Origin of the sequence: Streptomyces sp. NRRL F-6492, assembly GCF_001280125.1 — a bacterium.
GTDB lineage: Bacteria > Actinomycetota > Actinomycetes > Streptomycetales > Streptomycetaceae > Streptomyces.
Genome location: NZ_LGEG01000098.1, coordinates 1 through 894, shown reverse-complemented (window position 1 = coordinate 894; position 894 = coordinate 1). Strand labels below are relative to the sequence as shown.

Here is an 894-nt window from a genome sequence, read left to right as displayed (position 1 = left end):
TCGATATTGGGCGTTTCAAAGCGGGTACCGGAATATCAACCGGTTGTCCATCGACTACGCCTGTCGGCCTCGCCTTAGGTCCCGACTTACCCTGGGCAGATCAGCTTGACCCAGGAACCCTTAGTCAATCGGCGCACACGTTTCTCACGTGTGTATCGCTACTCATGCCTGCATTCTCACTCGTGAACCGTCCACAACTCGCTTCCGCGGCTGCTTCACCCGGCACACGACGCTCCCCTACCCATCACAGCCTCCGTTGGGAGTACATGCTGCAATGACACGACTTCGGCGGTACGCTTGAGCCCCGCTACATTGTCGGCGCGGAATCACTTGACCAGTGAGCTATTACGCACTCTTTCAAGGGTGGCTGCTTCTAAGCCAACCTCCTGGTTGTCTCTGCGACTCCACATCCTTTCCCACTTAGCGTACGCTTAGGGGCCTTAGTCGATGCTCTGGGCTGTTTCCCTCTCGACCATGGAGCTTATCCCCCACAGTCTCACTGCCGTGCTCTCACTTACCGGCATTCGGAGTTTGGCTAAGGTCAGTAACCCGGTAGGGCCCATCGCCTATCCAGTGCTCTACCTCCGGCAAGAAACACACGACGCTGCACCTAAATGCATTTCGGGGAGAACCAGCTATCACGGAGTTTGATTGGCCTTTCACCCCTAACCACAGGTCATCCCCCAGGTTTTCAACCCTGGTGGGTTCGGTCCTCCACGAAGTCTTACCTCCGCTTCAACCTGCCCATGGCTAGATCACTCCGCTTCGGGTCTTGAGCGTGCTACTAAAACGCCCTGTTCGGACTCGCTTTCGCTACGGCTTCCCCACACGGGTTAACCTCGCAACACACCGCAAACTCGCAGGCTCATTCTTCAAAAGGCACGCAGTCACGAG

1 rRNA gene is annotated in these 894 nt (G+C 56.5%); it reads right to left on the bottom strand.

Going from position 1 to position 894, the window contains the following annotated elements:
- Positions 1-894: ribosomal RNA gene (locus ADL08_RS09945) — 23S ribosomal RNA — on the bottom strand; the annotation flags it as partial.